Here is a 20,671-nt window from a genome sequence, read left to right on the forward strand (position 1 = left end):
GTGGACCTGCCCCCTCTTGCCTTACCAAGCACGCCGTCGTTCCGGCTGGACGGCCGCCGGGCCCTGGTCACCGGCGCGGGCCGGGGCATCGGCCTGGCCGCCGCCGCGGCCCTGGCGCAGGCGGGGGCGGCGGTGACGCTGGTCGCCCGCTCGGCCGACGAGATCGAGGCGGCGGCGCAGGCGATCCGCGAGCAGGGCGGAACGGCGGAAGCCCTGGTGCTGGACGTGAGCGACGTCGAGGCGGTGAAGGCGGCGTTCGCCGCCCGGCCGGCCTTCGACATCCTGGTGAACAACGCCGGGACCAACCGGCCCAAGCCGTTCGGCGAGGTGACGGTCGAGGACTACGACGCCGTGCTCGACCTCAATCTGAAGGCGGCCTTCTTCGTCGCCCAGGCCGTGGCGGCGCGGATGGTCGAGGCCGAATGCAAGGGCTCGATCATCCACATGACCTCGCAGATGGGCCATGTTGGCGGGCCGCGCCGCAGCCTCTACTGCGCCTCGAAATGGGCGCTGGAGGGCCTGTCCAAGGCCATGGCGCTGGACCTCGCCCCGCAGGGGATCCGCGTCAACACCATCGCCCCGACCTTCATCGAGACGCCGCTGACCAAGCCCTTCTTCGAGGACAAGGCGTTCCTGGCCAGCGTGCTGGCCAAGATCAAGCTCGGGCGCCTCGGCCGGGTCGAGGACCTGATGGGGGCGGTGGTGTTCCTGGCCTCCGACGCCTCGGCCCTGATGACGGGCTCTTCGCTGGTCGTCGACGGCGGCTGGACGGCCGACTAGATCGCTACTGCAGCGGCGTGACGTTCAGCGCGCGGCCGAACGAGCGCTTCTCGGCCAGGATCCGCTCGGCCTTCATCTGGGCCTCGATCTCTGCGGCCACCGCCTTGGCGTCCAGCGTGGCGACATGCTGATTGAGGATGTTGGCCAGTTCCCGCAGCGTGCGCAGGCTGATGACCAGCCGGGCGACTTCGGCGTTGGTGACCACGCCCTGTTCGATCGGCCCGCTGGGCGTGGCGACCCGGATCATGGCGGTTTCGTCCGCGAGCGAGACCTCCAGGCGGCTGGCGTAGGTGGCTTGAACCATTGTGCTGTTTCCCTTGCGTCAGGGGTGACGTTATGACGCATCGGTTGCAAAGCTCTGAACAAGCGTCGCCATACGCGCAGGAGGTTGCGTCGGTCCCAGGGGGCGGGCTCGACGGACAAAGCCCTCTGGGCTAATCGTCGCTGACCAGCGCGGGCATGGCGAAACTGGTAGACGCAGCGGACTTAAAATCCGCCCGGAGCAATCCGATGCCGGTTCGACCCCGGCTGCCCGCACCAAACAAAATCAATGGCTTAGTGCGGGGTTAGCGATATGGAATGGCCCATCTACCCATTTTGTTAGCCTTCCCAGAGTTTTTACACAGATCCGAGCGCGCAGCCTCTGCACTAGGGTTCCGCTCAGGTCCTGCCTTGGACTCGCCTCCGGTTCAGCCGCAGACTTCATAGTACGGCATTGCCGTTGACACATATACGGCATTGCCGTATATGTGTGTGAATGGAAACCGTCGTAGAGACACCCGCTTATCTGCGCCAAGCCAAGGTCATCGGCATGACCAAGGCCGAGATGGATGAAGCGGTAGCGATCGTTTCGGTCAACCCTCTCGCTGGAGATCTTCTGGTCGGTTCGGGCGGGTGTCGGAAGGTTCGCGTTGGCGGCAAGGGTAAAGGAAAATCAGGAGGCTATCGTGTTGTCACCGTCATCGGCGGAGGCGACCTCCCCGTATTCATCCTCTGGGTTCTCTCCAAGGGCTCTACCAGCGCCCTGACGAAGGCCCAGACCAATGCTCTTAGCGCGGCAGTCAAGGACCTCCAGCAGAGCTATTCCACCAAGTCGGCTTAGCCGGCCTACTGCGTTTTCGCCGAACGCAACGGAGACACTCGATGAAAAATGACGACTTTAACGGGATCATGACGGGCTTGGCCGATGCGAAGGCCTTCGTCGACAATCCTGCATCTGCCGCTGGCTATCGGGTTCACGTGCCTCACGACGTCAATGTGAAGGCGATCCGCCAGCGTCTGGGGCTCAGCCAAGCGGGCTTTGCCGCTCGGTTCGGCTTTCCACGCGCTACGATCGCGGACTGGGAACAGCAACGGCGGAAGCCAGAGGCCAGCGCTCGTGTTCTGCTCACGATCATTGATCGCGAACCAGAAGCGGTCGAGCGTGCATTGACCGCCGCCTAACCGTCAGCGGGGGAGAACCCGCTCGCTGGCGCTGTGCCCCGCGCGGGCGGTGTGGCCGGTCGTCGTGGCCGACCTTCCCGACAATGAATCTAAACGGCGCCACGGTTCGATCGATCAGCTCAAACTCCGTGAGGTTGGCCAGCGCCAGACAGCTCGGCCGATCTGGCGCTGGCCCTAGCTCGTTGGTCTAGAGCTCGCCGTTGCGTACATGACGATGAACCGACGCCATCGAGCCACCGGTCGAACATTCGTGCCTGGTGACGACGGAACCATGTGCGCCCCCTCGAAAATTACGATTACCGCAATCCTCGCGACCTAAAGTCGCAATCGCTCCCGCCCGCCTGCCAGCGGTGGGAGCACCGGCCGGCTCCGTCGATCCCCAGAACCGGAGCCGGCCCCCCTCTGCCTCAAGCGCGGGCATCGGCATAGATGATGTCGGAGACGGCCGCTTTCCGCCGCGCTTGTGCGCCAGCGCACAGATGACAACGGCGAGTCCGGCGAGTTCGGCGTGTCTGTCCTCCACTCCACAACCCGGATGGACGTCGACCGGTCCGGCCGCTCCACGGTCGGGCCGGTCACCCTTCGCGGCGAACGCGTCTGCGCCATGCCAGGGCCGCCAGGCCGATGGCGAAGGCCACGAGTTCGGCGTAGCTCCACAGGTAATAGGCCGAGAAGAAGCCCCACTGCTTGAGCGAGCGGTCCATGGCGAAGGCTATGTGGGTCAGGACGATCAGCAGCTGGAAGGCGGCCATGAACAGCAGCCAGACGCGGCGGTCGAAGACGGCCAGGCCGGCCAGCACGCCCAGATAGACCACGTCGACGGCGAAGATGCCCCACTGGGTGATGCTGTGGTCCTGGATCTCGACGAAGGCCGAGCCAACCCAGGCCAGGATGGTGGCCACCGCGAGGCCGCGCTCCAGCCGGCCGCCGATCCACAGGGCGACCCCGCAGACGACGAACATGGCGCCCGCCCCGAGCTGGGTCGGCAGGATTGTGAACATGCGGCCCCCGAACACTGTCCGGGGGCCATCATCGCGACGAATCGTTTCGTCGGAAAGCCGACTGAGTCTTCAGGCCGACTTGACGATCTCCAGCTGGCCCGTGCGCGGGGTGTCCTCCTCGGCCTTGTCGCCGCCGCCGACCAGGGTGACGCGGCGCAGGCCGATCTGGTCCTTGGCGTCGGACAGGGCGCCGTGGGCGGCGATCAGCGAGCGGCGGACCTCGGCCAGGCCGGAGGCGGCTTCCATGACGTGGTCGACGGCCTGTTGGCCTACCCCGGCGGCGACCCGGGCCTGGAGGCGGGCGCGGGGCATGGCGGCGATCAGCTCGCCCATGGCGGCCAGCGTGTTGTCGACGGCCTCCTCGGCGGTGAACAGGCGGGTGGCGAGATGCTCGGCGACGATACGGCGGTTCATGTGGGGATCCCCTCGAAAGGGTCCGGCGGCCCCGGCAGGCCGCTGCGGACATGAGCGAAGGCGCCGGCCGAGCGCCTTCTTGGGGAAAGGCCGCTTCAGCCGTGGCGCAGGTTCTGGAAGAGCTCGACCACCTGGCGGGCGCTGAGCAGCCCGCCGATCAGCATGGCGAAGCCGAGCGCGATGGCCAGGACGGCCAGCAGGCGGAAGGCGGGGGTCAGAGCATGGTCGAGTCCTCCGCGCATTTCTCGCGAAAGCCCTCGTCCAGCACCGTCGCGGTGATGGTCAGGATCTCCCTCAACACCATCTCGGCCGGCTTGGCGGCCGATTCCTTGCGGATCGCCGAGACCAGGTCGGTCACCAGCGGGGCCAGCTCCGGCGGGGCCAGGTCGGTCAGCTGGCGCTGCAGCTGCGACCAGCCGAAGGCCGGGATCGGCGGTTCCGGCGGCAGGGGCGGCCAGGTCTGCTCGAAGGCCGTCACCGCCTGGCGAATCTGGCGCGCCTTCCAGACCAGCAGGCCCAGGCGATGCTCTTGAAGGTCGGTCAGGCTGGCGGTCTTCAGGTCGGAAATATCGGATGTCACGGTCGTCGTTCGCCTCGGTTCCTAGCGAGGTCGACGGTGGCGGGGCGGACGGGGCGCCGGACAGTCCCATTGGGTCGGGGTGGGATTGAATCCCATAGTCGCCGGGGGCGCCCGGTCCCCCCCGTTCGTGCTCGGTGAGCACCCGGGCGGCGGCCCGGCGGCCGTTGACGCCCAGCTTGCGGCAGGCGCTTTCCACCAGGGCGTCGGCGCGCGACTTGGAGACCCCCATCAGCGGGCCGATCTCCTTGGAGAGGCGGTGCTCGCCGACCAGGCGCAGGGCTTCGCGCTCGCGCTTGGTCAGCAGCTCCAGGCCGGCGGCGGGGGGGCGGACGGGTCCATCGGAGGCGAGCGAATGGAGGCTACTCGATCTAAGAGGGAAGTGCGTTGCGGCTTGTCACGGCCAAGTCGATAGATAGCCGAGTTCTTTGCACTTCGGACAAGCCTCGATGACGCCAGCCGGCCCTGACCCCATCGACCTCGCTGTCGGAACCCGCATCCGTATTCGCCGCCGCTATCTTAAAATCAGCCAGGACGACCTGGCCGAAGCCCTCGGCCTGACCTTCCAACAGATCCAGAAGTACGAGCGCGGCGAGAATCGCGTCTCGGCCTCGATGCTGGTGCGAATCGCCGCCCGGCTGGAGACCACGGTCGCCACCCTGGTGGGCGAGGACGCCCCGGCCGAGGAGAGCGCCGGCATGCTGGCAGCCCTGACCCTGCCGGGCGCGCTGGACCTGCTGAACGCCTACGCCAAGGCCGGCCCCAAGACCCAGCGGGCCATGGTGGGCCTGGCCCAAGCCATGCTCGAGGGCGGCGAGGAGGACTAGGCCTCCAGCCGCTCCACGCCGGTGACGCCAAGATCGGCCAGGGTCTTCTCCAGCTCGACCGCCGCGGCTTCCACCTCGGCCGGATCGCGGCCGCGGATCACCAGGCTGGCGCCGTAGACGTCCGGCGGGGCGAAGAACGGGTAGCTGCCGATCGACAGGTCCGGGTGGGCCTTGGCCACGGCTTCCAGCGGCGCGGCGATCGTGCCCTCGCCGGTGCCGGTGACGCGCACGGTGGTGGCGACCACCACGGCCCCGGTGCGCAGGCGCGGGCCGACGTCGTCGAGCATGCCGCGCATGATCGCCGGCACGCCGGCCAGCACGAAGACGTTTTCCTTCTGGAAGCCGGGCGGGCCCTGCACCGGGTTCTTCACCAGCGTCCCGCCCTCGGGCACGTGGGCCATGCGGCGGCGGGCGGCGTTGGGCTCGCCCCAGCGCTCGCGCAGCAGGGCCATGATCTCGGGATGCTCGGGCGCCGTCACCCCGAAGGCCTTGGCCACCGAGTCGGCGGTGATGTCGTCATGCGTCGGGCCGATGCCGCCGGTGGTGATGACGTAGTCGTACTTGGTGCGCAGGGCGTTGACCGCCTCGACGATCTCCTGCTCGATGTCGGGCACCACGCGGGCCTCGGCCAGGTCGACGCCGTAGGTCGCCAGGTACTTGGCGATGGCGTTCAGGTTCACGTCCTGGGTGCGGCCCGACAGGATCTCGTCGCCGATGATCAGCACGGCGGCGGTGACGCGATCGACCATACGTCAGGACTCCTTGCAGCGTCCTCGCCCTTCGACGGGCTCAGGGTGAGGACGAATGTGGCGGCCGTTCGTTCAAAGTCCTCATCCTGAGCTTGTCGAAGGACGAGGACTTTGCGCAAAGCAGCTCAGGTTCACGTTCCGACTTAGGCTCCGCATGCTTCTGCCGCAACCGCTTACCCACGGCCGCATCGTTCAGCGCTACAAGCGCTTCTTCGTCGACCTGGTGCTGGACGACGGGCGCGAGGTCACCGCGCACTGCCCAAACTCCGGCGCCATGCTGGGGGTGAACCTGCCGGGGCAGGGGGCGTGGGTGTCGTGGTCGGACGATCCCAAGCGCAAGCTGGCCTGGACGCTGCAGCTGGTCGAGGCGGCTGGGCCGGACGGGACCGGCCTGGTGGGCGTCAACACCATGCTGCCCAACAAGCTGGTCGCCGAGGCCCTGGCCACCGGGACGATCCCCGAACTGACCGGCTACGCCAACATCCGCCCCGAGGTGAAGTACGCCGCCGCCAGCCGGGTGGACTTCCTGCTCACCGATCCCGACCGGCCGCCGTGCTGGCTGGAGGTCAAGAACGTCCACCTGTCGCGCACCGCCGGCCTGGCCGAGTTCCCCGACTGCAAGGCCGCCCGCTCGACCCGCCACCTGGAAGACCTCGCCGCCCAGGTCGCCGAAGGGCACAGAGCCGTGGCCCTGCTCGTGGTGCAGCGCGAGGACTGCGAAGAATTCACGGCCTGCCGCGAGCTGGATCCAGCCTTCGCCCGAGGGCTGGACGTCGCCGCCGAGGCGGGGGTGGAGGTGATGGTCTGGGCCTGCGCCATGAGCACGGAAGAGATCAGGATCGCGCGGCCGATCGCCTGGCGGCGCTAGCGGGAGGCGGGCATGGGCGCGGCCGGGCACGATCCATACGGGGCCTTTCCGTTTCGCCTGATGATCGAAGGCGTCACGGTCGCGGCCTTCACCCGCGCCGCGCTGCCCGTCGCCGAGGCCGGCGTTCTGACGCTGTCGCTGGGCGTGGCGCTCTCCTCCTATCTGCATGACTGGCGGGCCCTGGCGGTTAAGGCCGGTCCCGACGCGCCGGGCGTCCGCAGGTCCGGCGTCTTGTGTCTGATCGACCATGACGGCGACGAGGGCGCGCGGTGGACGGTGCGCGACGCCTGGCCGATCAGGTGCGAAGCGGCGTCTGGCCTTGGTTCGGACGGCGCGGCCGCGATCGAGGCGCTCGAGCTTGGCCTCTCCAGCCTCAGCCGCATCGTCTAGGCGAACTTGCCGGGGCGGACGCGCATTGAACTTTCGTGCTATAGTGGCGACATAAGCCCGACCGACACCCGTATCCCGGCGCGCCCTCGCGGCCGCGCCGCCGCTTTGAGACCGGACCGCCCATGACCCTCGACGACGCCTTCGAGATCGAGACCGAGACCCGCACGGGCCAGATCAAGATCCACAAGCCCGAAGATTTCGAGGGCATGCGCAAGGCTGGCCGCCTGGCCGCCGAGTGCCTGGACATGCTGATCCCGCACGTCGTGCCGGGCGTCTCGACCGATCACCTGGATACGCTGGCCCGCGAGTTCATCCTCGACAACGGCGCCCTGCCGGCCTGCCTGTTCTATCGCGGCTATCCCAAGACCGTCTGCATCTCGCGCAACCACGTGGTCTGCCACGGCATCCCCGGCGACTGGACCCTGCGCGAGGGCGACATCGCCAATATCGACGTCACCGTCATCGTCGACGGCTGGCACGGCGACACCTCGCGGATGTACGGCGTCGGCGACGTCGGGCCGCGCGCCCGTCGTCTCGTGGACATCACCTATGAGAGCCTGGCCCGCGGCCTGGCGGTGGTGAAGCCGGGCGCGACCCTCGGCGACATCGGCCACGCCATCCAGTCCTATGTCGAGGCCCAGCGCTGCAGCGTCGTGCGCGACTTCTGCGGCCACGGCCTGGGCAAGGTGTTCCACGACGCCCCCAACATCCTGCACTTCGGCCGTCCGGGCCAGGGCGCGGTGCTGAAGGCGGGCATGTTCTTCACCATCGAGCCGATGGTGAACCTGGGCAAGCCGGCGGTGAAGGTGCTGGGCGACGGCTGGACGGCCGTGACCCGCGACAAGTCGCTGTCGTCGCAGTGCGAGCACTCGATCGGCGTCACGGAAGACGGCTGCGAGGTGTTCACCGCCTCGCCGACCGGCCTGTTCCAGCCGCCGATGCAGGGCGTTTAGAACCCGCGCGCCCTTACGGGTGCGTAGCCACTAGGCGAAACTGACATTTCAGCTTACCTATCAGTCCGAAGACACAACCTTCGGGAGCCTTTTCGTGCGCCAGCCCTCGGTCCCTCGCGCCCCTGACGACGCCCCTTACAACGTCGCTGGGGGCGGCGCCCGCTCGCGGATGCTGGTGCTGGACGTCTGCTCGTCGTCGGGCCTGGAAGACTGGTCGCCCGACCTGCAGAAGGCCAAGGTCTACGAGAAGATCCTGCTCGACCTGATCCTGGGCGAACTGGCGCCCGGCGCACGGCTGGACGAGCAATCGCTGGCGGCGCGCTACGACGCCGGGCTCGCCGGTGTGCGCGACGCTCTGGGGCGCCTGGCCCTGGAAGGCCTGGTCATCCGCCGCGCCCGCTCGGGCACCACGGTGGCGCCGCTGGACCTCGTCGACCTGCGCCAGGGCTACGAGGCCCGGGCCCTGATCGAGCCGCACTGCGCGGCCCTAGCCGCCCGCAACGCCTCCAAGGCCGACATCGCCGCCCTCAAAAGCGTGTTCGACGGCGCCGAAGAAGCCGCCAAGGCCCGCGACCTGCCGGCCCTGGTGGCCATGGACCAGCGCTTCCACGCCGCCGTCGCCCGCGCCGGCGGCAACCTGGCCCTGGCCCGGATCCTGATCCCCCTGCAGCACAAGGCCGCCCGCTTCTGGGTGTTCTCGTTCGGCGGGGCCACCGAGGCCGAACTGATGGCCGACATCGACCAGCACCGCGAGGTCGCCGCCATCATCGCCAGCGGCGACGTCGAAGGCTCCAAGGCCGCGATGATGCGGGTGCTGAGCGTGACGCCCGAGGCCGTGCAGCGGCCGCAGGTCGAGGCCTGACCCGTATCCCATAAGGGGAAACCAGCGCGCCCTTACATCCAGTCCAGATTTGGACTATATTCCGATCTGGATGGAGACTTGGATGCCCGTCGCCAAACGCCAACCCGTCGAAGTCGCCGCCGGTCCGGACGTGCTGGACCTGTCGCGCTTCTCGCCCGCCAACCGCCGCCGGCTGAGCGGCCCGGGCTTGCGCACCTTCCTGGCGATCGCCGACCTGTGGGGCCTGTCCGAGGACGAGCGCCTGCTGGTGCTGGGCCTGCCGTCGCGGTCGACCTACTACAACTGGGTGAAGGCGGTGCGCGCGCATCGCGACGTCACGCTGGACCTGGACATGCTGGTGCGGATCTCGGCCGTGCTCGGCGTTCATCAGGCCCTCGGCGTGCTGTACGCCAGCGAGCGGGACGGCGTCGCATGGCTGCGCGCGCCGCATGCCGCGCCGCTGTTCGGAGGGCGGCCGCCGCTGGCGCTGCTCGCCTGCGGAACCCAGGACGGGCTGATCAGCGTGCGCCGCTTCCTCGACGCCGCCCGGGGCGGGCTCTACATGCCGCCGGGCGAGCTCGACCGCGACTTCCGCCCCTATGACGACGCCGAGATCGTCTTCTCGTGAGCGAGCCCCACGCGGCGCCCCAGCCGAGCTATCGCCTGATCCCGTCGCGCTTTCCGCCGATCGGCCTGTTCGACACGGTGGCGACGACGGCCGACCTGGAGGCGGTGATGGAACTGGCCGGCTGGACCAACGACCGGCTGGTGGCCGAGCGCATCGCGCGGCTGCCGGTGGCGGAGCGGGTCTATGGCCGGCTGAACGCCAGCATCGTCATGGCGTCGTTCCTGCACGTGGCGCCAGGCGGCATGCGTTTCAACGGTCCTGACCTTGGCGCCTGGTACGCCGCCGCCAAGCTGGTCACGGCGGTGGCCGAGGTGGCCCACCACCTGCGGCGCGAGGCGGTCGCTACCGGAGCCGGCGTGCTCAGCCGCCAGTACCGCGTCTATTCGGCCAGGCTGGAGGGTGACTATCTCGACCTTCGCGGCCTGCGGGCGGCCCGGCCGGACATCTATGCCAGCGACGACTACGCCGCCGGCCAAGTTCTGGGGGAGGCCGTGCGGGCGTCCGGCGGGGCGGGGATCCTGTTCGACAGCCTGCGGCACGCGGGCGGCCTCAACGTGGTCGCCCATCGCCCGCGCAATGTTCAAGACGTCGTCCAGGGCGATCACTACGACCTGCGGGTCGAGGCCGGCTCGCGCCGCATAGAGGCCCGTCGGCTGGCGGCCTGAGGCCCGGTGTGGCGCGCCGGCGACAGCCGGCGGAACATCCCGCCAACAGTGAGGCTTTCGCGACACAGGGCATTCGCAATCTAATGTAAAATGTCAGAACGCATTTTGACGAACGGCGTATCGCCACCATTTGGTGCGGTGCAGCGGGGCTTCCCGCTCGCCGGAGTTCGCCCACCATGTCGCCTCGCGCCGTCCTTCTCGTTTCCGTAGCCCTCGGCGCGCTGGCCCTGGGCCAGGCCGCCCAGGCCGCCGACCAACTGACGGAAGTCGATGCGGTGGTGGTGACGGCGCGTGATCGCAATGCGGGGCTGCTGGAAAAGCGCCCCAACGACACGGTGTTCGGGCTGGACAAGCCGCTGATCGAGACGCCGCGCTCTGCCAGCTTCGTCTCCGACCTGACCCTGCAACGCTATGGCGTTGCCACCATCGACGACCTGACGGCGGTGTCGCCGGGAACCTACACGGCCAGCTTCTACGGCGTGCCGGGCGCCCTCAACATTCGCGGCACCCTGGCGGAAAACTACTTCCGCGGCTTCAAGCGCATCGAGAACCGCGGCACCTATTCGACGCCGATCGGGGCTGCCGAGCAGATCCAGATCGTCCGCGGCCCGCCGACCCCGATCTACGGCTCGGGCAAGGTCGGCGGCATGCTGAACTTCATCCCCAAGTCCGGGAAGGGCGAGGGCGGCTATCTGGAGCGGCCCGAGGGCGAGGTCACCCTCACCTACGGCAGCTACAACGCCAAGGACGCCACCGCACAGGTCGGCCTGCCGGTGAACCTGGGCAAGGTGATCGGCGGGGTCCACCTCTATGGCGAGGTCGAGGACAGCCACAGTTTCTACCACGGGATCTATCCCAAGCGCCGGACTGGGCAGGTCTCGGCCGACTTCGACCTGGGGAACGGCTGGAGCACGGCGCTGGGCGGGATGATCTATCGCTCCAACGGCGACGTGCAGACCGTCGGCTGGAACCGCCTGACCCAGGACCTGATCGACAACGGGACCTACATCACCGGGCGGGATACGAGCCTGGCCGACAGCGACGGCAACGGCCGGCTGACGCCCAGCGAGATCGGCTACTACCCCTACGCCAGCGCCCTGTACCTGGCCTATTTCGGCTATCCCGACAGCGACGCCAAGCACACGCTGGACACCGGGTTGGGCACGACCAAGCTGTCGCCGCGCACGGTCTATGTTTCCAAGGCCGACTTCTCGAAGACGGCGACCGACACCCTCTATTTCGACATCGGCCGCAAGCTGTCGCCCGACAGTTCGGTCAAGCTGCAGCTGTTCTACGACGCCCTGGAGAACAAGCGCTTCGTCTCCTACGGCTATCCGGCCTGGTTCGACAGCGACGTCTGGGAGGCTCGCCTGACCTGGGACTTCCGCAACGAGGCCTTGGACGGTGCGGTGCGGGCCCAGTCCTTCGTCGGCGCGTCCTATCACAGCTTCGACGGCCGCCGGCGCGAGAGCTTCAACAGCGGCCTGATCGCCCTGGACCGCCGCGACCTGTCGGCCGGCGCATCCGCCACCGACATCATCGGCAGTCCGTTCAATCCCGGCGACGGGGTTCAGTGGGAGAACGACAACCACTCCAACTGGACGCAGGCCGGCGTGTTCTTCACCACCGACATCGCTATCGGCGACAAGCTGAACCTGATGCTGGGTGGCCGCTACGACGACTACGACGTGACGTCGGAAGACACGGGCTTCCTGTCCTACACCGTCGCAGGCGTGCAGAAGGCGGCCAAGGGCAAGGGGACCTATACGGCCAGCGCCAGCTACAAGGCGCCCTTCGGCCTGATGCCCTACATCACCTACGCCGAAACCTCGGCGCTGGAGATGAGCCAGGCCGGCGACATCGCGCCGGGCCTAGTCGCCGACGCCAGCGACGCCTGGCTGTCGGACAGCGACCTGGCCGAGGCGGGCGTCAAGTTCCAGTGGCTGAAGGGGGCGCTGATCGGCTCCCTGGCCGGCTATCGCCAGAACCGCACCCAGCTGACCGGGATCAACGCGACGCCCACCGGCACGCGGGCCAAGGGCGTCGAGCTGGAGGTGCGCTGGCTGGCCAGCGACCATTTCAGCTTCACCTTCTCGGGCAACAGCCAGCACACGACGGTGAAGGGGCCGGACAAGTCGTTCCAGTACATCCCGGTCTATACGGCGGGCGTCAGCGGCGCGAACGGCTATGGCGGGGCCTATGTGGTCTGGGACTTTTCCAGCATCCGGCCGGGCGACTACGACTACACCCTGATCCCCAAGTCGGTGGTCAGCCTGTATGGCGCCTACACCTCGGACCAGCATGACTGGGGCAAGATCTTCGCCACGCTCGGCGTGACGCACGTGACCAAGACCTCGGGCACGGTTCCCGACGCGGTGGTCTATCCGGCCTATGCCGTCGTCAGCGGCTCGGTGGCCTACGAGTACGGCCCCTATACGGCCACGCTCAACATCGACAACCTGTTCGACGAGCTCTACTTCACCCCTGTCGCCGACACCTACGCCAACCTCGCGGCCTTGCCCGGCAAGGGGCGGGAGTGGCGGGTCACCCTCGCGAGGCGCTTCTGATGGCCCACGTCCGGATCCAGCATCGCCCCTGGCTGCTGCTGGGCGCCTTTTCGCTGCTGCTGTTCCTGATCACGGCGGCGACCTATTCGTCGCTGGGCGTGGTGATCCCGTCCATGGTTCCGCAGCTGGGCTGGAGCTGGGAGCACGCCTTCCTCGGCTTTTCGGTGATGGGCGTGGCCACCGGGGCCTCGTCCTGGCTGCCGACGATGCTGATCCGCCGCTGGGGCGTGCGCGCGACGCTGGTGGCCGGGGCGGCGGTGATGGCCCTGGGCCTGGCCCTGCTGGCCAGGGTGCAGAGCCTGCCGGCCTATTTCCTGGCCACGGCCCTGCTGGGCGTCGGCTTCCAGGCCGCGGCCCTGATCCCGGGCACCTATGTGCTGTCGGCGATCTTCCGCCAGCGGGCCCTGCCGTTCGGCATCTATTTCACCAGCGGCGCCCTGGGCGGCGTGGCCGGACCGCTGATGGTGCTGGCCACGCTCGGCGCCTTCGACGGCCAATGGCGGGTCTATTGGGCGCTGCAGGCGGCGGTGATCGGCGTGCTGGGCCTGGTCTGCGCCGCCGTGGTCGGCGGTCCCAAGTGGCTGGAGGAAGCGGGCGCGGCCATGGACCGCCTGACCGCGGCCGAGGCCAAGTCGGCCCCGGCCCATCCGCGCGTCTATCGCACCGACCACGACTGGAGCGTCCGCGACGCGGTGCGCACCCCGCAGTTCGCGATCCTGGTGGCGGCCTATTTCAGCCATCTGCTGGCCGGCGTCACCGCCGCCAGCCTGACCCAGGCGCACCTCACCCAGTTGGGCGTGGCCGGCGTGGTGGCGGCCGGCGCGCTGAGCGCCGAGGGCCTGATGCAGGTTGTCGCGCGCCTGGCCGGCGGCGCCGTGGGCGACCGGGTCGATCCGCGCTGGCTGCTGGCCCTGGCCCAGGGCCTGCTGGTCGTCGGCCTGCTGGCCCTGTCGCGGGCCACGACCCTGCCGTTGCAGGCGCTCTACGCCGTGGGCGTGGGCCTGGGGTTCGGCCTGACGGTGCTGGCGGTCAGCCTGCTGCTGCTCAACTATTTTGGCCGCAGGAACAATGTCGAGCTGTTCTCGCTGGTCTGCCTGGTGGGCGCGGTGTCGGCGGCGGGCCCGTTCATCGGCGGCTTCATGCGCGACCGGCTGGGCGGCTTCACCCAGACCTTCGAGCTGTTCGCCGCCCTGACCGTGGTGATCTTCGTGGCCGCCCTGCTGATGCGTCCGCCCAAGCCCCGCGCGGCGACCGCGCCCGAGGCGGAGGCCGCCCCGGCGCCCTGAGCCTCGCCGGTCTCGCAACGTCATCCTTTTCGGCTATGGTCACCGCCGACTCGTCCCCCGATTGTCGAAGGGACGGCGGCGGGAGGCGACGATGGCGCACGAAGGCGGACGCAAGGAGTTCGGCGTCTTCCTGCCCGTGGCCAATGGCGGCTGGATCGTCTCGAAGACGACGCCGCCGATCGACGGCCTCTACGCCCAGAACCGCGCCGCCGCCGTGCTGGCCGACCAGATCGGCCTCGACTTCATCATGTCGATGGCCAAGTTCCGCGGTTTCGGCGGCGAGACCGATCACTGGGGCGCGGCCCTGGAATCGGTGATCCTGATGGCCGCCCTGGCCGAGGCCACCAGTCGCGTGAAGATCTGGGCCACCCTGCATCCGCTGCTGCAGAACCCGGCCGTGGCGGCCAAGATGATCGCCACGCTGGACCACATCAGCGGCGGTCGGGCCGGCCTCAATATCGTCGCCGGCGCCTATCGCGACGAGTTCGCCCAGATGAGCGCCTGGGACGACGCCCTCGGCCACGACGACCGCTACGCCCTGGCCGAGGAGTGGACGCGGCTGGTCAAGCGGCTGTGGACCGAGGACAGCGTCAGCCACGCGGGGCGCTTCTTCACGCTGGAGGACTGCCGCTCCAAGCCCAAGCCGGTCAGCGCGCCCCGGCCCGACCTGATCTGCGCCGGCGTCTCCGAGCGCGGCTTCGCCTTCGCCGTGGCCGAGGCCGACGCCTGCTTCATCGGCGGAGAGGACGAGGCGGCCCTGCGCGACGCCAGCCGCCGGGCCAAGGCGCGGGCGGGCGAGCTGGGCCGATCGATCCGCACCTACGCCATGTGCACCATCGTCCACGCCGACAGCGACGCCGACGCCGAGGCCCTGGCCGACCGCTATCGCGGCGGGGTGGACATGGCGGCGGTCACCACCATGTTGTCGCACTGGGGCGTGCCGCCCGAGCGCCTGGCCGCGGCCGCCGCCAAGCAGGGGGCGTTCATGACCCGGACGGTGATCGGCTCCCCGGCGACCTGCGGGGCGCGGATCCGCGACCTGATCGACACCTGCGAGCTGGATGGACTGATGCTGATCTTCCCCGACTACGAGGCCGGCTTGTCGATGTTCGGCGCGCAGATCCTGCCGGGCCTGCGGGAGGCCTATTCGTGACCAGTGACCGGGGCCTCGTCGACTGGATCGCGCCGTCGCGGACGGCGTTGCTGGTCATCGACATGCAGGTGGACTTCGCCGCGCCCGACGGGGTGATCGGCCGCTTCGGGGTCGACCTGTCGGCGGTGGGCCGGGCCCTGGAAACGGCCGAATGGCTGACCGATCTGGCGCGGGAGGTCGGGGCGCCGGTGGTGTTCGTCGGGCTGGAGACGACGCCCGAGAGCGACCCGCCGGCGATGCTGGAGCGCATGCGCCGACGCGGCGGCGATCCCGAGATAGAGCGCGCCATCTGCCGCAAGGATACGCCGGGCGCCGACTTCTACGGCCCGCTGCCGCGGGCGGGCGAATTGGTGGTGGGCAAGCCGCGCTACAGCGCCTTCGTCGGCACCGACCTCGACGCCCAGCTGCGGGCGCGGGGCGTGGACACCCTGCTGGTCTGCGGCCTGACCACCGAATGCTGCGTCGACAGCACCGTGCGCGACGCCTTCCATCGCGACTACAACGTCTTCGTCATCAACGACGCCTGCGCGGCCTATGAGCCGGACCTGCACGAGGGGGCGTTGAAGAGCCTGGGCCTGTCCTTCGCCCTGATCCTCGGCTCGTCCGAGGTGAACGCGGTGTGGCGCTGAGGCCCACGAAAAAGCCGCCCGGGCGAAACCCGGGCGGCTCGTTCGTTCGGCGAAGGGCCTTGGCTTAGAAGGCGGCCTTCAGCGAGACGGCGACGCGCGACTTGTAGATGTCGCCGAAGTCATGCTCGCTGGTGTCCCAGTAGCGGACGTCCAGGGCCAGCTTTTCCGTCAGGGCGTAGCCGACGCCGACGTTCCAGGTGGTGTAGTCGGCGGCGTCTTCGATCGATTGCTTGCCCAGGGCGGCGCTCAGCGAGAACTTCTCGCTCAGCGGAACCGAGCCGTTCACTTCGGCGTAGGTCGCGCTGCCCAGGTCGCCCGGCCATTCCGGCGACCAGTAGACGGCGGCGCCGAGGGTGACCTTGCCGACCGGCTTGGAGACGGCGGCCTTCAGCTCGGTGTAGCTGAACTTGCCGGGGGTCAGGCCCTTGTCTTCGCTGTAGCCGTAGTAGAGCACGCCGAAGTCGAGGGTGGCGTCGCCGACGGTCGGCTTGATGCCGCCGTACAGGTCGACTTCGATCGACGGGTCGCTGGTGCCGAAATCGACGTTCGAGGCCCAGACGCCAGCGTAGCCGATGCCGTAGCCCAGATCGACGCCGCCGAACACTTGCGGGTCTTCCTGGGTCTGGCTGACGCCGCGGAACACATAGTCGCTGGCGATGCCGACGTTGTACGAGAGGCTGACTTCCTCGGCCATGGCGGCGCCGCTGAGAGCGGCGGTCGCGGCGGCGGCCGCCAGCGCAAGCTTGAAGAACTTCATCCGTGCTATCCCCTTTTTGTTAGCCCGCCGGGAGTTTGGTCCCAACATGTGCGGCGCCTGCAAGCGCGTCAGTTCACAAGTCAGGATTAACTGCGGGCCGAGCTCTAGTTGCAATCCGCAGGACGACAGCGCCAGCGTTAAGAACAGGGGTCGGCTAAAGTTTGAGCAAGTGTGACGAATTTGCTTCATTCGCGGCCCTCAGGGCCACAGTTGCCGTTCTTCGACTGTTTTCGTTTACCTGCGGCTTCAGCGCATCGCCAGCGACGCCGCGCCCAAATGCAGGCCGGCGTCGACCAGCAGGGTTTCGCCGGTGACATGGCGCGCGGCGGGCGAGGCCAGGAACACCGCCGCCCCGGCCACGTCCTCGGCGCTGGAGGCCACCTGCAGGGGCGTGGCCGCCGCCGCGCCGGCGCGCAGGCGATCGACGCGGGCCTCGTCCATGGCCTTGCCGAACCACGGGGTGTCGATGAAGCCGGGGCAGATGGCGTTGACCCGGATCCTCGGCGCCAGGGCGCGGGCCAGCGACAGGGTCATGGTGGTCATCGCGCCCTTGGAGGCGGCGTAGGGCACCGACGAGCCGTTGCCCATCACCCCGGCGATCGAGCTGGTGTTGACCACGGCCCCGGGCTGGGGCGCGGCCTCCAGCAGGCCGCGGGCCGCCCGCACCATCTGGAAGGCCCCGACCACATTGACCGAATAGAGCCGCAGGAAGTCCTCGGCGTCGACCGCGTCGAGGTCTTCGTGGCGCGGGGCGAACTTGGTGACGCCGGCATTGTTGAACAGGGCGTCGATGCGGCCCGACGGCGCGGCGGCCTCCGCGATCCGCCGGCAGTCGGCGTCGTCGGCGACGTCGCCCTGGGCCAGCACGGCCTTGGCGCCTAGGGCCTCGACCTGGCAGGCGGTCTCCTCGGCGGCCTCGCCGCTGCTGGCGAAGTTGATCACCACCAGGCCTGCCCCGCGGCGGGCGGTCTCGACCGCGATCGCCCGTCCAAGGCCCGTGGAGGCGCCGGTGACCACCACCGTGAAGCCGTCGAAGTCCCGACCCGTCATGACCATCCTCCCGCGTTCGAACGCCTGTTTGCGACACCGTAGCCGGGGCCTCGGCGCTTGTCTCGCGGGGGGAGGGAGCCTAAATCGCCGCCATGACCGAACTTTCCGTGACCCAACTGGGCCAGACCGTCTCCGCGCCGGACAGCCCCGAGGCCGCCGTCCTCGAGGCCGTGCCCAACCCGCAGAGCGACGTGCTGTACCTGGCCCGCTTCGTGGCCCCCGAATTCACCTCGCTGTGCCCGGTGACCGGCCAGCCCGACTTCGCCCACCTGGTGATCGACTATGCGCCGGGCGACTGGCTGATCGAGAGCAAGTCGCTGAAGCTCTATCTGACCAGCTTCCGCAACCACGGCTCGTTCCACGAGGACTGCACCGTCAAGGTCGGCCGCAAGATCGTCGAGGTCGCCAAGCCCCGCTGGCTGCGCATCGGCGGCTACTGGTATCCGCGCGGCGGCATCCCGATCGACGTGTTCTGGCAGACCGGCCCGGCGCCGGAAGGCCTGTGGGTCCCCGAGCAAGGCGTGCCGGCCTATCGCGGCCGGGGGTGAACCGCCTTCGGCGGGCCCCCTCAGTCGGCTTCGCCGACAGCTCCCCCAGAGGGGGAGCATCTGCTCGGCATAGATCCTCCCCCTCTGGGGGAGGTGGCCCAGAGGGCCGGAGGGGGACGCCGCAGGCGTCCTAGTTCTCCGTCCACTCGCTGGTGATCGCCGCCACGTCCGGCCGCGGGCGTTCCTGGGGCTGTTCGGCGGTGGTGCCGACATAGAGGAAGCCGGCGACCTGTTCGCCCTCGGCCACGCCGAGGATGGCCAGGGCCCGTTCGTCGAAGCTGTACCAGTCGGTGATCCAGTTGGCGCCGTAGCCCATGGCCGAGGCGGCCAGCAGCAGCTGGGTGCAGACCGCGCCGGCGCTCATCACCTGTTCCCACTTGGGCACCTCGTCCGACAGCGGGCGGGCGATGACGGCGATGGCCAGGGGCGGGGTGGTCAGCTTGCGCATGGCGGCGGTGGCCTTGACCGGATTGGCCTGGTCGGCGGCCAGCGGCGCGATCTTCGCGGCGAAGGCGGCCTTGGCCTCGCCGCGCAGCAGCACGAACCGCCAGGGCGCCAGCTTGCCGTGGTCGGGCACGCGGACGGCCAGGCGCAACAGGTCGGCAAGCTCTTCCTCGCTGGGTCCCGGCGCGACCAGGGCCATGGCCGAGGCCGAACGGCGGCGGGCCAGGAAGGCCAGCACCTCGGGCGCGGGTTCGATCGTGATCGTTTCGCCGAATTCGGGGGCGGGGGGAACAGAACCGGCCAAGACGATCTCCTGAAAGCAAGCTAAGGCAAGGTCACCTATGGCCGCCGCGCGGCCGGCACAAGTCGAGAGCCCATCGAGAGCCCATGTCCGACGATCCAATCTGGTTGAAGCCGCACGGAAAGCCGTGGTCCGTCGCCAGCGCCGAGGTGGTCTATGACAATCCCTGGATCGCGGTGACGGAATACCAGGCCGTGGCGCCGACAGGGCGTCCGGCCCTGTATGGCAAGGTCTCGTTCAAGAACCAGGCGATAGGCGTCGTGCCGCTGCACGCCGACGGCACGGTGACCCTGGTCGGCCAGAACCGCTTCTCACGCGCCAACTACAGCTGGGAACTGCCCGAGGGCGGCGCGCCGATGGGCGAGGATCCGCTGGACGGCGCCAAGCGCGAGCTGGCCGAGGAAGTGGGGCTGGTCGCCGCCGACTGGCGACCGATCCTGACCATGGAGCTGTCCAACTCGGTCACCGACGAGATCGCCTACGGCTTCCTGGCCCTCAGCCTGTCGCCGACCGAGACCGCGCCCGACGAGACCGAGGACCTGGCCGTGGCCCGCGTGCCGTTCGGCGAGGCGCTGAACGCGGCGGTCACTGGGCGGATGCCGGATTCATTGACGGTGGCGTTACTGCTCCGGGTGCACCATATGGCGTCCGTGGGCGAGCTGCCGGCCGAGTTGGCCACGCTGGTCCTGGCGCGATAGCCGCGCCGACTGTTCGGCTAGGGCGTTTTGAATAAATATGCTCTAGTCTCCGCCGGGAAGGGAGAGCCCCGTGGCCAAGCATCTGGAAGTCGTGACCGAGCGCGCCGCGCCGCCCGTCTGGGCCGCCCTGCGCAATCAGGCCGAACACGCCGCCAAGGCCGAGCCGGCCCTGGCCTCGCTGCTCAACGCCGTGATCCTCAGCCACGACAACCTGGCTGACGCCCTGACCTTCCAGCTGGCCCGCAAGCTCGGCGACCAGGAGATGCGGGCCATGACCGCCCGTGAATTCGCCGCCGAGGCCTTCGAAAGCGACCCGGCCCTGGTCGCCGCCGCCGAGGCCGACCTGCGCGCGGTATTCGAGCGTGATCCGGCCACCAAGGGCTATGTTCAGCCCTTCCTGTTCTTCAAGGGTTTCCTGGCCCTGCAGACCCACCGCGTCTCGCACTGGCTGTGGAATGGCGGTCGCGAGACCCTGGCCTTCTATCTGCAGAGCCGGGCGAGCGAGGTCTTCCAGGTCGACATCCACCCGGCCTCGCGCGTCGGGGCGGGCGTGTTCATCGACCACGGCACCGGCATCGTCATCGGCGAGACGGCGGTGGTCGGCGACGACGTCTCGATGCTGCACGGCGTGACCCTGGGCGGCACCGGCGCCGAGCGCGGCGACCGCCACCCGAAGATCGGCAAGGGCGTGCTGCTGGGCGCGGGCGCAAAGGTGCTGGGCAACATCACCGTCGGCGAATACGCCAAGGTGGCCTCGGGCTCGGTGGTGCTCAAGCCCATCCCGCCGCACTGCACCGCCGCCGGCGTGCCTGCCCGCCTGGTCAACTGCCCCACCTGCGAAGAACCGGCCCGGACCATGGACCACACCCTGGCCGACGTGGTGTACGACTACGTGATCTAGGGGCGTCTACCGGCACGCCACCAGCTGCGCCGTCTCAAGCTTTGGCGCCGGTTTGGCCGTCATCCCGTAGAGCGCCAGCGCCCACAGGGCCGCCACCGCCGCCCACTGCGCCGCGCCGATCGGCGACCGTTTGCCGTGCTTTTCCATGCTCCGCTTATCCGGCGGTTGCCTGGGCGCGGCTAACGACTTATCGGTCGAGGT

General features: G+C 69.0%; 26 protein-coding genes, 1 tRNA gene and 2 pseudogenes. 18 read left to right on the forward strand and 11 right to left on the reverse strand.

The features are described from left to right. Complete coding sequence (locus I4Q42_RS22615) at nucleotides 1-780, forward strand: SDR family NAD(P)-dependent oxidoreductase (RefSeq protein ID WP_332873135.1); 780 nt, start codon at nucleotides 1-3, stop codon at nucleotides 778-780. Nucleotides 781-784: 4 nt separating this feature from the next. Here I4Q42_RS22615 and I4Q42_RS22620 read toward each other — a convergent pair whose 3' ends face one another. Further along, nucleotides 785-1,084: a hypothetical protein gene (locus I4Q42_RS22620; protein WP_198578354.1), complete on the reverse strand. Its 300-nt coding sequence runs from the start codon at nucleotides 1,082-1,084 to the stop codon at nucleotides 785-787. 149 nt (nucleotides 1,085-1,233) lie between these two features. Between I4Q42_RS22620 and I4Q42_RS22625 the strand changes: the two genes are divergently transcribed. The 3 genes from I4Q42_RS22625 (at nucleotide 1,234) to I4Q42_RS22635 (ending at nucleotide 2,223) form a co-directional block, all read left to right on the forward strand. Continuing rightward, a tRNA-Leu gene (locus I4Q42_RS22625) sits at nucleotides 1,234-1,320 on the forward strand. A gap of 217 nt (nucleotides 1,321-1,537) precedes the next feature. Continuing rightward, nucleotides 1,538-1,882, forward strand: a complete 345-nt coding sequence (locus I4Q42_RS22630) for a type II toxin-antitoxin system RelE/ParE family toxin (RefSeq protein ID WP_198578355.1) — start codon at nucleotides 1,538-1,540, stop codon at nucleotides 1,880-1,882. Between the two features lie 41 nt (nucleotides 1,883-1,923). Continuing rightward, nucleotides 1,924-2,223: a helix-turn-helix domain-containing protein gene (locus I4Q42_RS22635; protein WP_198578356.1), complete on the forward strand. Its 300-nt coding sequence runs from the start codon at nucleotides 1,924-1,926 to the stop codon at nucleotides 2,221-2,223. A gap of 575 nt (nucleotides 2,224-2,798) precedes the next feature. On the opposite strand, the gene I4Q42_RS22640 is transcribed toward I4Q42_RS22635, so the two are convergent. The 4 genes from I4Q42_RS22640 to I4Q42_RS22655 all read right to left on the reverse strand — a co-directional run bounded on the left by I4Q42_RS22640 (nucleotide 2,799) and on the right by I4Q42_RS22655 (nucleotide 4,218). Further along, on the reverse strand, nucleotides 2,799-3,224 hold the full coding sequence (locus I4Q42_RS22640) for a hypothetical protein (RefSeq protein WP_198578357.1): 426 nt from the start codon (nucleotides 3,222-3,224) through the stop codon (nucleotides 2,799-2,801). A 69-nt stretch (nucleotides 3,225-3,293) separates the two neighbouring features. Further along, on the reverse strand, nucleotides 3,294-3,638 hold the full coding sequence (locus tag I4Q42_RS22645; protein ID WP_198578358.1) for a hypothetical protein: 345 nt from the start codon (nucleotides 3,636-3,638) through the stop codon (nucleotides 3,294-3,296). Nucleotides 3,639-3,733: 95 nt separating this feature from the next. Continuing rightward, nucleotides 3,734-3,880, reverse strand: coding sequence for a hypothetical protein (locus I4Q42_RS22650; protein ID WP_198578359.1), 147 nt, complete (start codon nucleotides 3,878-3,880; stop codon nucleotides 3,734-3,736). Next, nucleotides 3,853-4,218, reverse strand: coding sequence for a hypothetical protein (locus I4Q42_RS22655; protein ID WP_332873136.1), 366 nt, complete (start codon nucleotides 4,216-4,218; stop codon nucleotides 3,853-3,855). Before I4Q42_RS22655 ends, I4Q42_RS22650 begins: the two co-directional genes overlap by 28 nt. A 446-nt stretch (nucleotides 4,219-4,664) precedes the next feature. Here I4Q42_RS22655 and I4Q42_RS22660 point away from each other — a divergent pair, with 446 nt between their 5' ends. Continuing rightward, nucleotides 4,665-5,042: a helix-turn-helix domain-containing protein gene (locus I4Q42_RS22660; protein WP_198578360.1), complete on the forward strand. Its 378-nt coding sequence runs from the start codon at nucleotides 4,665-4,667 to the stop codon at nucleotides 5,040-5,042. On the opposite strand, the gene I4Q42_RS22665 is transcribed toward I4Q42_RS22660, so the two are convergent. Both I4Q42_RS22665 and I4Q42_RS26695 read right to left on the reverse strand, forming a co-directional pair. Next, nucleotides 5,039-5,791, reverse strand: coding sequence for a competence/damage-inducible protein A (locus I4Q42_RS22665; protein WP_198578361.1), 753 nt, complete (start codon nucleotides 5,789-5,791; stop codon nucleotides 5,039-5,041). The two genes, I4Q42_RS22660 and I4Q42_RS22665, sit on opposite strands and share 4 nt — an antisense overlap. An 18-nt stretch (nucleotides 5,792-5,809) precedes the next feature. Further along, nucleotides 5,810-5,910 (reverse strand): annotated as a pseudogene (locus I4Q42_RS26695) (hypothetical protein); the annotation flags it as partial. Nucleotides 5,911-5,945: 35 nt separating this feature from the next. Between I4Q42_RS26695 and sfsA the strand changes: the two are divergent. From sfsA to I4Q42_RS22715, 10 genes are all read left to right on the forward strand, one after another. Beyond that, nucleotides 5,946-6,659, forward strand: a complete 714-nt coding sequence (gene sfsA / locus I4Q42_RS22670) for a DNA/RNA nuclease SfsA (protein ID WP_198578362.1) — start codon at nucleotides 5,946-5,948, stop codon at nucleotides 6,657-6,659. 12 nt (nucleotides 6,660-6,671) lie between these two features. Beyond that, nucleotides 6,672-7,049, forward strand: coding sequence for a phage tail protein (locus I4Q42_RS22675; RefSeq protein ID WP_198578363.1), 378 nt, complete (start codon nucleotides 6,672-6,674; stop codon nucleotides 7,047-7,049). 122 nt (nucleotides 7,050-7,171) lie between these two features. Next, the gene (gene map / locus I4Q42_RS22680; protein WP_198578364.1) at nucleotides 7,172-8,002 is read left to right on the forward strand and encodes a type I methionyl aminopeptidase; all 831 of its coding nucleotides are present in this window, start codon (nucleotides 7,172-7,174) and stop codon (nucleotides 8,000-8,002) included. Nucleotides 8,003-8,171: 169 nt separating this feature from the next. Next, nucleotides 8,172-8,864, forward strand: coding sequence for a GntR family transcriptional regulator (locus tag I4Q42_RS22685; protein WP_198578395.1), 693 nt, complete (start codon nucleotides 8,172-8,174; stop codon nucleotides 8,862-8,864). Nucleotides 8,865-8,946: 82 nt separating this feature from the next. After that, nucleotides 8,947-9,471, forward strand: a complete 525-nt coding sequence (locus tag I4Q42_RS22690) for an MbcA/ParS/Xre antitoxin family protein (protein ID WP_198578365.1) — start codon at nucleotides 8,947-8,949, stop codon at nucleotides 9,469-9,471. Then, the gene (locus I4Q42_RS26225) at nucleotides 9,468-10,136 is read left to right on the forward strand and encodes an RES family NAD+ phosphorylase (RefSeq protein WP_198578366.1); all 669 of its coding nucleotides are present in this window, start codon (nucleotides 9,468-9,470) and stop codon (nucleotides 10,134-10,136) included. The genes I4Q42_RS22690 and I4Q42_RS26225 overlap by 4 nt, the downstream gene beginning before the upstream one ends. Before the next feature lie 176 nt (nucleotides 10,137-10,312). Then, the gene (locus tag I4Q42_RS22700; RefSeq protein ID WP_198578367.1) at nucleotides 10,313-12,703 is read left to right on the forward strand and encodes a TonB-dependent siderophore receptor; all 2,391 of its coding nucleotides are present in this window, start codon (nucleotides 10,313-10,315) and stop codon (nucleotides 12,701-12,703) included. Next, the gene (locus I4Q42_RS22705; protein ID WP_198578368.1) at nucleotides 12,703-13,989 is read left to right on the forward strand and encodes an MFS transporter; all 1,287 of its coding nucleotides are present in this window, start codon (nucleotides 12,703-12,705) and stop codon (nucleotides 13,987-13,989) included. Before I4Q42_RS22700 ends, I4Q42_RS22705 begins: the two co-directional genes overlap by 1 nt. 91 nt (nucleotides 13,990-14,080) lie before the next feature. After that, nucleotides 14,081-15,142: an LLM class flavin-dependent oxidoreductase gene (locus I4Q42_RS22710; RefSeq protein ID WP_198578369.1), complete on the forward strand. Its 1,062-nt coding sequence runs from the start codon at nucleotides 14,081-14,083 to the stop codon at nucleotides 15,140-15,142. After that, on the forward strand, nucleotides 15,139-15,771 hold the full coding sequence (locus tag I4Q42_RS22715) for a cysteine hydrolase family protein (RefSeq protein ID WP_332873137.1): 633 nt from the start codon (nucleotides 15,139-15,141) through the stop codon (nucleotides 15,769-15,771). The genes I4Q42_RS22710 and I4Q42_RS22715 overlap by 4 nt, the downstream gene beginning before the upstream one ends. A 64-nt stretch (nucleotides 15,772-15,835) precedes the next feature. Here I4Q42_RS22715 and I4Q42_RS22720 read toward each other — a convergent pair whose 3' ends face one another. Further along, nucleotides 15,836-16,528 (reverse strand): TorF family putative porin, encoded by a 693-nt coding sequence (locus tag I4Q42_RS22720; RefSeq protein ID WP_198578370.1) that lies wholly within the window; start codon nucleotides 16,526-16,528, stop codon nucleotides 15,836-15,838. A 246-nt stretch (nucleotides 16,529-16,774) separates the two neighbouring features. Next, on the reverse strand, nucleotides 16,775-17,578 hold the full coding sequence (locus I4Q42_RS22725) for an SDR family NAD(P)-dependent oxidoreductase (RefSeq protein ID WP_198578371.1): 804 nt from the start codon (nucleotides 17,576-17,578) through the stop codon (nucleotides 16,775-16,777). 92 nt (nucleotides 17,579-17,670) lie between these two features. Between I4Q42_RS22725 and queF the strand changes: the two genes are divergently transcribed. Next, complete coding sequence (gene queF / locus I4Q42_RS22730; RefSeq protein ID WP_198578372.1) at nucleotides 17,671-18,126, forward strand: preQ(1) synthase; 456 nt, start codon at nucleotides 17,671-17,673, stop codon at nucleotides 18,124-18,126. A gap of 130 nt (nucleotides 18,127-18,256) precedes the next feature. On the opposite strand, the gene I4Q42_RS22735 is transcribed toward queF, so the two are convergent. Further along, nucleotides 18,257-18,874: a nitroreductase family protein gene (locus I4Q42_RS22735; RefSeq protein ID WP_198578373.1), complete on the reverse strand. Its 618-nt coding sequence runs from the start codon at nucleotides 18,872-18,874 to the stop codon at nucleotides 18,257-18,259. A gap of 37 nt (nucleotides 18,875-18,911) precedes the next feature. Between I4Q42_RS22735 and I4Q42_RS22740 the strand changes: the two are divergent. Together I4Q42_RS22740 and cysE are read left to right on the forward strand one after the other, a co-directional pair. Next, nucleotides 18,912-19,569, forward strand: a pseudogene (locus tag I4Q42_RS22740) (NUDIX domain-containing protein). A 70-nt stretch (nucleotides 19,570-19,639) separates the two neighbouring features. Further along, nucleotides 19,640-20,470, forward strand: coding sequence for a serine O-acetyltransferase (gene cysE / locus I4Q42_RS22745; protein ID WP_198578375.1), 831 nt, complete (start codon nucleotides 19,640-19,642; stop codon nucleotides 20,468-20,470). Between the two features lie 6 nt (nucleotides 20,471-20,476). Here cysE and I4Q42_RS22750 read toward each other — a convergent pair whose 3' ends face one another. Next, nucleotides 20,477-20,617: a hypothetical protein gene (locus I4Q42_RS22750; protein ID WP_198578376.1), complete on the reverse strand. Its 141-nt coding sequence runs from the start codon at nucleotides 20,615-20,617 to the stop codon at nucleotides 20,477-20,479. Nucleotides 20,618-20,671: the final 54 nt, after the last annotated feature.

This window comes from Caulobacter hibisci (assembly GCF_016135805.1).
Classification (GTDB): domain Bacteria; phylum Pseudomonadota; class Alphaproteobacteria; order Caulobacterales; family Caulobacteraceae; genus Caulobacter; species Caulobacter hibisci.

Excerpts from the sequence above, each read along its gene's own strand:
- I4Q42_RS22620 (WP_198578354.1), bottom strand. The coding sequence starts at position 1,084 with ATGGTTCAAGCCACCTACGCCAGCCGCCTGGAGGTCTCGCTCGCGGAC.
- I4Q42_RS22630 (WP_198578355.1), top strand. The coding sequence starts at position 1,538 with ATGGAAACCGTCGTAGAGACACCCGCTTATCTGCGCCAAGCCAAGGTC.
- I4Q42_RS22635 (WP_198578356.1), top strand. The coding sequence starts at position 1,924 with ATGAAAAATGACGACTTTAACGGGATCATGACGGGCTTGGCCGATGCG.
- I4Q42_RS22640 (WP_198578357.1), bottom strand. The coding sequence starts at position 3,224 with ATGTTCACAATCCTGCCGACCCAGCTCGGGGCGGGCGCCATGTTCGTC.
- I4Q42_RS22645 (WP_198578358.1), bottom strand. The coding sequence starts at position 3,638 with ATGAACCGCCGTATCGTCGCCGAGCATCTCGCCACCCGCCTGTTCACC.
- I4Q42_RS22650 (WP_198578359.1), bottom strand. The coding sequence starts at position 3,880 with ATGCGCGGAGGACTCGACCATGCTCTGACCCCCGCCTTCCGCCTGCTG.
- I4Q42_RS22660 (WP_198578360.1), top strand. The coding sequence starts at position 4,665 with ATGACGCCAGCCGGCCCTGACCCCATCGACCTCGCTGTCGGAACCCGC.
- I4Q42_RS22665 (WP_198578361.1), bottom strand. The coding sequence starts at position 5,791 with ATGGTCGATCGCGTCACCGCCGCCGTGCTGATCATCGGCGACGAGATC.
- sfsA (WP_198578362.1), top strand. The coding sequence starts at position 5,946 with ATGCTTCTGCCGCAACCGCTTACCCACGGCCGCATCGTTCAGCGCTAC.
- I4Q42_RS22675 (WP_198578363.1), top strand. The coding sequence starts at position 6,672 with ATGGGCGCGGCCGGGCACGATCCATACGGGGCCTTTCCGTTTCGCCTG.
- map (WP_198578364.1), top strand. The coding sequence starts at position 7,172 with ATGACCCTCGACGACGCCTTCGAGATCGAGACCGAGACCCGCACGGGC.
- I4Q42_RS22685 (WP_198578395.1), top strand. The coding sequence starts at position 8,172 with ATGCTGGTGCTGGACGTCTGCTCGTCGTCGGGCCTGGAAGACTGGTCG.
- I4Q42_RS22690 (WP_198578365.1), top strand. The coding sequence starts at position 8,947 with ATGCCCGTCGCCAAACGCCAACCCGTCGAAGTCGCCGCCGGTCCGGAC.
- I4Q42_RS22700 (WP_198578367.1), top strand. The coding sequence starts at position 10,313 with ATGTCGCCTCGCGCCGTCCTTCTCGTTTCCGTAGCCCTCGGCGCGCTG.
- I4Q42_RS22705 (WP_198578368.1), top strand. The coding sequence starts at position 12,703 with ATGGCCCACGTCCGGATCCAGCATCGCCCCTGGCTGCTGCTGGGCGCC.
- I4Q42_RS22710 (WP_198578369.1), top strand. The coding sequence starts at position 14,081 with ATGGCGCACGAAGGCGGACGCAAGGAGTTCGGCGTCTTCCTGCCCGTG.
- I4Q42_RS22720 (WP_198578370.1), bottom strand. The coding sequence starts at position 16,528 with ATGAAGTTCTTCAAGCTTGCGCTGGCGGCCGCCGCCGCGACCGCCGCT.
- I4Q42_RS22725 (WP_198578371.1), bottom strand. The coding sequence starts at position 17,578 with ATGACGGGTCGGGACTTCGACGGCTTCACGGTGGTGGTCACCGGCGCC.
- queF (WP_198578372.1), top strand. The coding sequence starts at position 17,671 with ATGACCGAACTTTCCGTGACCCAACTGGGCCAGACCGTCTCCGCGCCG.
- I4Q42_RS22750 (WP_198578376.1), bottom strand. The coding sequence starts at position 20,617 with ATGGAAAAGCACGGCAAACGGTCGCCGATCGGCGCGGCGCAGTGGGCG.